Origin of the sequence: Allosphingosinicella sp., assembly GCF_036387615.1 — a bacterium.
In the GTDB taxonomy this organism is placed as follows: Bacteria; Pseudomonadota; Alphaproteobacteria; order Sphingomonadales; family Sphingomonadaceae; genus Allosphingosinicella.
The window spans coordinates 20,534-27,761 of record NZ_DASVTH010000026.1 but is presented as its reverse complement, the minus strand read 5'-3'; the positions used below and the strand labels follow the sequence as shown (position 1 = coordinate 27,761).

The 7,228-nt window shown below is 66.7% G+C and carries 4 protein-coding genes; 2 read left to right on the top strand and 2 right to left on the bottom strand.

The window, feature by feature from the left end; genetic code table 11:
• Positions 1–3,185: efflux RND transporter permease subunit (locus tag VF631_RS04100; RefSeq protein WP_431849000.1), on the top strand; the 3,185-nt coding region annotated here is incomplete at its 5' end.
• The gene (locus VF631_RS04095) at positions 3,182–4,594 is read left to right on the top strand and encodes an efflux transporter outer membrane subunit (protein ID WP_431848999.1); all 1,413 of its coding nucleotides are present in this window, start codon (positions 3,182–3,184) and stop codon (positions 4,592–4,594) included. The genes VF631_RS04100 and VF631_RS04095, both read left to right, overlap by 4 nt.
• A gap of 372 nt (positions 4,595–4,966) precedes the next feature.
• Here VF631_RS04095 and VF631_RS04090 read toward each other — a convergent pair whose 3' ends face one another.
• Positions 4,967–5,668: a response regulator gene (locus VF631_RS04090; protein ID WP_431848998.1), complete on the bottom strand. Its 702-nt coding sequence runs from the start codon at positions 5,666–5,668 to the stop codon at positions 4,967–4,969.
• A complete protein-coding gene (locus VF631_RS04085; protein ID WP_431849002.1) occupies positions 5,665–7,131 on the bottom strand; it encodes a sensor histidine kinase in 1,467 nt (488 codons plus the stop codon). The genes VF631_RS04090 and VF631_RS04085 overlap by 4 nt, the downstream gene beginning before the upstream one ends.
• Between the last annotated feature and the right edge of the window lie 97 nt (positions 7,132–7,228).

Here is a 7,228-nt window from a genome sequence, read left to right as displayed (position 1 = left end):
TTGCCGCGGTGATTGCCGTCTTCATCACCCTGATCGGCGCCTTCGCCTATCCGCAGCTCTCGCTTTCGCAATATCCCGAGATCGCTCCGCCGACGATCACGATCAACACAGCCTATCCGGGCGCCTCGGCCGAAACGATGGCCGAGACGGTGGCGGCGCCGATCGAGCAGGAGGTGAACGGCGTCGAGGGCATGCTCTACATGTCCTCCTCGTCCACCAACGGCGCGGCGGGGATCACCGTCACGTTCGAGGCCGGCACCAACCTCGATGCCGCGCAGGTGCTGGTCCAGAACCGGGTCGCGCTCGCCGAGCCGCGCCTTCCCGAGCAGGTGCGCCAGATCGGAGTGACGGTGAACAAGGCGTCGAGCGGCTTCCTGATGATCGTCGCTCTGACCTCGACCGATCCGAACCTCGACGTCGACTATATCGGCAATTTCGCCAATACGAACCTTCGCGACCGGCTGCTCCGCCTGGAGGGCGTCGGCGGGGTGCAGGTGTTCGGCGGCGGCAATTACGCGATGCGGATCTGGATCGATCCGGACCGCGCGGCGGCACGCAACCTTACCGCGGGCGAGATCGTCACCGCGCTTCGGACCCAAAACGTTCAGGTCGCGGGCGGCGCCCTGGGCGAGCCGCCTTACGCCAACGGCAACCCCGCCTTCCAGCTTCCGATCGAGGTTCAGGGGCGCCTGAACGACCCGGCCCAGTTCGCCGACGTGGTCATCAAGACCGACTCATCGGGCGCGATCACCCGAGTCCGGGACATCGGCCGGGTCGAGCTCGGAAGCCAGGAATATGGTATCCGCGGCTCCTTCACCGGCAAGCGCGGAGTCGCCCTGGCGATCATCCAGCAGCCGGGCTCCAACGCGCTCGACGCGGCCGAGCTGGTGCTCGACGAGGTCAAGGAAGCCTCGAGGACCTTCCCGCCGGGGGTCCAATATTCCATTCCCTACAACCCCACCGAATATGTCGCCGCATCCGTGGAAGGGGTCCAGGAAACGCTGCTCGAGGCGATCGTCCTCGTGGTGCTCGTCGTCCTCATCTTCCTGCAGACCTGGCGCGCGGCGATCATCCCGATCCTCGCCATTCCGGTCGCCCTGATCGGCACCTTCGCAATCCAGCTCGTGCTCGGCTTCTCGATCAACTCTCTTTCGCTGTTCGCCCTCGTCCTGGCCGTTGGCATCGTCGTCGACGACGCCATCGTCGTGGTCGAGGCGGTGGAGAAGCATATCCGCAACGGCCTTACCCCGCGCGAGGCGGCCCACCGGACCATGCGCGAGGTATCCGGCGCACTGATCGCCATCGGCCTGGTGCTGACCGCGGTGTTCATCCCGACCGCCTTCGTCTCGGGCATCCCGGGCATCTTCTACCGGCAATTCGCGGTGACGATCGCCGCGGCGTCGGTCATTTCGCTGATCGTTTCGCTGACCTTGTCGCCGGCGATGGCGGCCCTGCTCCTCAAGCCGCATCGGGAGCATCAATCGGCGGGGAGCCGCTTCACCCGGCCGCTGCGCTGGGCGGGCGCCAGGTTCAACGCCGGTTTCGACTGGCTGTCGGACCGCTACGGGCGCTTCACCGCCCGCGTGGTCAGGAAGTCGGCGGTGATGCTCGCCATCTACGCCGGCCTGCTCGCGCTGACCGGAGTGACTCTCACCTCCACGCCGACCGGCTTCATCCCCGAGCAGGATCAGGGCGTCCTCATCGGAGTCGTCCAGCTGCCGCCGGGCTCCTCGCTCGAGCGGACCAGCGAAGTGCTGGACCGCGCCTACCAGATCGCGCGCAAGACCCACGGAGTCGTCGACGCGGCGACTTTCGCCGGTCTCGACGGAGCGAGCTTCTCGCAATCGTCCAACGCCGGCACGATGTTCATGAAGCTGAGCGACTGGGCGGACCGGGACGGAAACGCGCTGTCCGCAGACGAGCTGTCCAAGACGCTGACCATGGCGATGGGCGGGGCCATCGAGGAAGCCAATGTCTTCGTCATCGCCCCGCCCGCGGTCCCCGGCCTCGGCACCGGCAACGGCTTCACGATGATGATCCAGGACCGCACCGGCGCCGGTTACCAGGCGCTGGAAGGCGCGACCTTCGCGATGATGGGCGCGGCCGCCCAGAAGCAGGAAGTGGCCCAGGTCTTCTCGCTGTTCAATACCGGCTCCCCGCGGATCCAGGCGGATGTCGACAGGGACAGAGCGCAGCTTTTGGGAGTGCAGCCGGCGCAGGTCTACGAGGCGCTCGGCACCTATCTCGGATCGACCTACGTCAACGATTTCAACCTGCTCGGCCGGACCTTCCGGGTCACCGCCCAGGCCGAGCCGACGGCGCGCGACGACCTCTCCGACATCGGACGGCTGCAGGTGCGGTCGGCGACCGGCGCGATGGTGCCCCTGTCCTCGGTGGCGACGCTGCGCAACGACAGCGGGCCTTCGCGGGTGGTGCGCTACAATCTGTTTCCGGCGGTGGAGCTTCAGGGCCAGGCGGCGCCGGGAGTCTCTTCCGGCGACGCGCTGCGGGTCATGGGCGAGCTTGCCGGCCAGGCGCTTCCGCCGGGCATGAGCTACGAGTGGACCGGGCTTGCCTATCAGGAGCAGGCGGCGGGCAGCAGCTCGGCCCTCATCTTCCTGCTGGCCGTGGTCTTCGTCTTCCTGGTGCTCGCCGCCCAGTACGAGGCCCTGACGCTGCCGCTGGCGGTGATCCTGATCGTGCCGATGTGCATCCTCGCGGCGCTCGCCGGCGTGCTCCTGAGGGGGATGGACAACAACATCCTCACTCAGGTCGGCCTCGTCGTGCTGGTCGCGCTGGCGGCGAAGAACGCCATCCTGATCGTCGAGTTCGCCAAGCAGGCCGAGGAGGAGCAGGGCATGGACCGCTTCGACGCCGCGGTCGGCGCCTCGAGCTCGCGGCTGAGGCCGATCCTGATGACGAGCTTCGCCTTCATATTCGGAGTCATCCCGCTCGCCATCGCGGTCGGTCCGGGGGCGGAGATGCGGCAGGCGCTGGGCACGGCGGTGAGCTTCGGAATGCTCGGAGTGACGATCTTCGGCCTCATCTTCACCCCCGTCTTCTACGTCGTCGCCCGCGGGCTCGGCCGCTTCCTGCCCAAGCGGCCGGAGAAGGAGACGATCTACCCCACCTCCTACGGCGGCCCCGCGCGCGATCCGCTGCTCGAAGACGGAGCCGCATCATGATCCGCAAGCTTCTGCCGCCGGCGCTCGGAGCCGTCGCGCTCGCCGCCTGCACCACCGTCGGGCCCGATTACCGGGCGCCCGCGCCCGCCGCTCCTGCACAGGTGGGATTCGTCGGCGCCTCGTCCCCCGCCTTCACCGGCGACGAGCCTCCGGGCCGCTGGTGGAGCCTGCTCCGCGATCCGGTGCTCGACCGCCTCGTGGAGCAGGCGCTCGCGGCCAATAGCGATTTGCGGGTGGCGGCGGCGAACCTCGCCCAGGCGCGGGCGGTGCTTCGCGAAACGCGGGCCGGCCGGCTTCCGACGACGAACCTTTCGGGCGGCGCGACCTATGCCGACGAGCCCGGCCCCGGGGGGGCGGATTCGATCTTCGACGCCGGCCTCGACGTCGGCTACCAGCTCGATCTGTTCGGCCGGATCCGCCGGGCCACTGAAGCGGGCAGGGCCGATGTCGAAGCGGTCCAGGCCGCCTTCGACGTGACCCGGATCTCGGTCGCGGCGGAAACGGCCAGAGCCTATTCCGACGCCTGTAATTTCGGGCGCCAGCTGCAGGTCGCTCGCGACAGCGTCCAAATCCAGGAGCGGACGTTCGACCTCACGCGGCGGCTGGTCGCCGGCGGCAGGGGAACGGCGCTCGACACCGCCCAGGCCGGCTCGCTGCTCGAACAGACCCGGGCGCAGCTGCCGACGCTGGAGGGCGAGCGCCGGGCGGCATTGTACCGGCTGTCCGTGCTGACCGGGCGCCCTCCCGCGGAGTTTCCCCCGGCGGCGGCGGCGTGCAGCGCTCCGCCGGCGCTTTCGCAGCCGATCCCGGTCGGAAGCGGAGCCTCGCTCCTCGCCCGGCGGCCGGACATCCGGCGGGCGGAGCGCGAGCTCGCCGCGGCGACCGCGCGCATCGGGGTGGCGACGGCCGAGCTCTATCCCGACATCAGGCTCGGCCTCTCGGCGGGTTCGACCGCCGATTCCCTTGGCGGGCTCGCTTCCGGTTCGGGTCTCCGCTTCGGGCTCGGACCGCTGATCAGCTGGACCTTCCCGAACCGGGCGGTGGCACGAAGCCGGATCGCGCAGGCCGAAGCCGCCGCCCGGGCGGCGCTGGCGCGTTTCGACGGAACCTGGCTGGGAGCGCTCGAGGAGACGGAGAGCGCCCTTGCCCGCTATGCCGGCGCACTCGACCGGGCACAGATCCTAGCCCGCGCGCGCGACAACAGCGCCGAAGCGGCCCGGGTCGCGAGGCTCCGCTACCAGGCCGGCCGGGAGAGCTTCCAGCTGGTCCTCGAGGCAGAGCGCTCCCTCGCCCAGACCGAAGCCGCGCTCGCCCAGGCGGAGGCGCAACGTTCGGCGAACCTGATCTCGGTCTTCCTCGCCCTCGGCGGCGGCTGGCAGAATCAGGGTCCGGAAGTCTCCGGAGGTTGAGCCTTTTCGGTTCCTTGTAGACGCGCGCGCAGGTTGCGGAACTGGCTGGGGCGGCAGGATTCGAACCTGCGAATGCCGGTACCAAAAGCCGCATGGGGCCAACCGAGGGCCGCAGAAAGCCACAGCCTATCAACAGCTTAGCAGTACAAACCGGTATCGCAACAAAAATCGGGACACAAATTAGTACACGGATAACGGGTTCCGCTGGCGAGCGCACGTCCCGTTGTGGCCGATACCGGTCCGGCAGCTTTTAGTAACGAAGCCGCAGAAGCCGCCCTTCGCCGGGCGCGCATATCTATGTCGGCTTCGACTCATTGCGGGCCTCTCCGACCAGCCAAGCTACGTTGCCAGAGATCTCATCATCGAACTTTCTCAGTTGTCTGCGTCGCTCGCTCTCAGCCGATACCCAACACCGGGTTCATTAAGGAGAAGCTTGGGCCGAGCGGGTTCCTGCTCCAGCTTCTGACGTAAGCTGCGCATCACCACCCGCAGATACTCGGCGCGATCGGCTTGTGCGGGGCCCCATACCGACGTCAGCAGGCGACGGTGGGTGATCACCCGCCCTGGAGCTGCCGCAAGTTCGATGAGAACGCCAAACTCCTTCGGTGATAGATGAACTTCCACGCCGTCTCGGCGGACGGATCGGCGCGCGAGCTCGATTTCCACATTGCCGCACCTAAGTTTAGAGCGTGCCTCATCGCTGAACAGTCGCTGGCGCAGAGCGGCACGAATCCTGGCAAGCAGTTCGTCGGTGTCGAAGGGTTTGGTGACATAATCATCAGCACCAAGGTCCAAGGCCGCGATCTTCTCCTGCGTCTGCTCGCGCGCCGTCACTACGATGATCTTGGCTGATCCTGCTTTCTTGATGAGGGGGATCAGTTCTAGCCCGTCGCGATCTGGCAGGCCTAGATCGAGAAGAACCAGATCGGGCTTGTCGATCGATAGCGCGTTGACGAGTTCGCGCCCGTCCTCCGCTTCAACGCAGGCATAGTTCGAACGCGACAGAGCAGAACGAAGCAGGCGGCGGATTTGATGCTCGTCGTCAACGATCAGTATCTTGGCATCAGCCCTCATCCGCACGCCACCTCGGAAAGCCTGACCAGCTTCGAGTCAGGAAAGCGTATGACGAGCTCCGCGCCCGGTAAGCCGCCCCGGCCTGCGGCACGAACTTCCAGCCCCATAGCGTCGGCAAATCCTTTCACGATCGCCAAGCCAAGCCCGGTGCCCCCATCCCTGTCCGAGCCGGTCATGCGGGTAAAGCGCTCGAATATCATTTCCTCCATTCCCTTCGGAATGCCGGAGCCCTGATCGGTAACCGCCAGTTCCAGCCAATCGCCGCATTCACGAGCCGACGCGGTAACGGTCGAGCCGGCCGGTGCGTGGCGGGCTGCATTCTCCAGCAGGTTGATGAGGCAATGGTGAAGAAGTTGCGGGTCAGCCGTGACGAGCGGCAGGTCCGGCGGCACCGCAACAGAAAAATCTAGGGCGGCAAGGCTATGCCGGACGTCCTCGGCGGCGCTCGCGATCGCATCGGTGAGGTCAATCGGCTCCAGATTAAGGCGGATCGCACCCGCTTCGACGCGCACCATGTCCAGCAGATTGCCAATCAGGCGATCGAGGCGAAGCGCCTCACTTTCCAGCGCGTCAGCCAGATCGCCGCTGCCGCCGTTGCGGCGCTTAAGTTCGGCTGCCGAAGCTAGAATTGCTGTTAAAGGCGTCCGGAGATCATGGCCGACCGAAGACAGCAAGGCGCCCCGCAGGCGATCACGGTCGCGCAATTGAGAGACCCCCTGCATCTCTGCCTCCAGCCTGACCCGTTCGAGCGCCAGTGCCGCCTGATCCAGCATGCTCTCCAACAGCGGCATTCTGCCTGGTGCGATGGGCTCCGTTCCGTCGTCCTTCGCGATGGCAAAAAGCGCCACGACGCGGTCGCCCGCATTCAAAGGGAAAAATGTCCAGTCGGCGGCATTGTAGCGTCCGGTGCCGCGTCCGGTCGTTAATCCGAGCGCTTCTGCTTCGCCCGCGGCGGCCATATCGATGCTGCTCAAAGGGATGCCGGACTCCCCGGCACTCGGCGCGAGCGCACCACCTGTGCGAGAGAGATACATTGTGTTGAGCGCGAACAGTTTGCCCGTTTCGGCGCATATCGCCTCTCCAACGTCTTGCTCCCCGGCGCAGCCAATCAGCCGCCGCGCGAAACCGACTAGTGTAGCGTTCAGCGCGGCGCTTTCCTGCGCCGCACGTGCCGAAGTCCGCATGCGGCCGGCAAGCTGACTGGAGACGCTAGCCACGGCGAGCAGGATCAGCACGGTCAGAATGTTGCCCGGATCGCTAATATGAAGGGAGTGAAGCGGCTCGGTGAAGAAGAAGTTGTAAGCGAGCGCTGAGCAGATGCTGGCGGCCATGCCTTGCCGCAGCCCGTACAGGATCGAGGCAGCCAGAACGGGCAGGAGGTATAACAGGTCGGCGCCGGCCGACCCGACCCGGCCGGGGAGAACCAGCCCGGCAAGGGTTGCCGCCGCCACCATCAAGAGCATGACGGCATAGCTGCCGCGGCGGCTTTGGCCGGCCCAGTGCACTGCACGCGTTCCTTGTCCCGTCACAGGTTCCCCGATCGGTGCTGGTCTTCTGCTC

Bases quoted from the DNA above. Each gene is read 5' to 3' on its own strand.
- VF631_RS04095 (WP_431848999.1), top strand. From the start codon at position 3,182: ATGATCCGCAAGCTTCTGCCGCCGGCGCTCGGAGCCGTCGCGCTCGCC.
- VF631_RS04090 (WP_431848998.1), bottom strand. From the start codon at position 5,668: ATGAGGGCTGATGCCAAGATACTGATCGTTGACGACGAGCATCAAATC.
- VF631_RS04085 (WP_431849002.1), bottom strand. From the start codon at position 7,131: ATGCTCTTGATGGTGGCGGCGGCAACCCTTGCCGGGCTGGTTCTCCCC.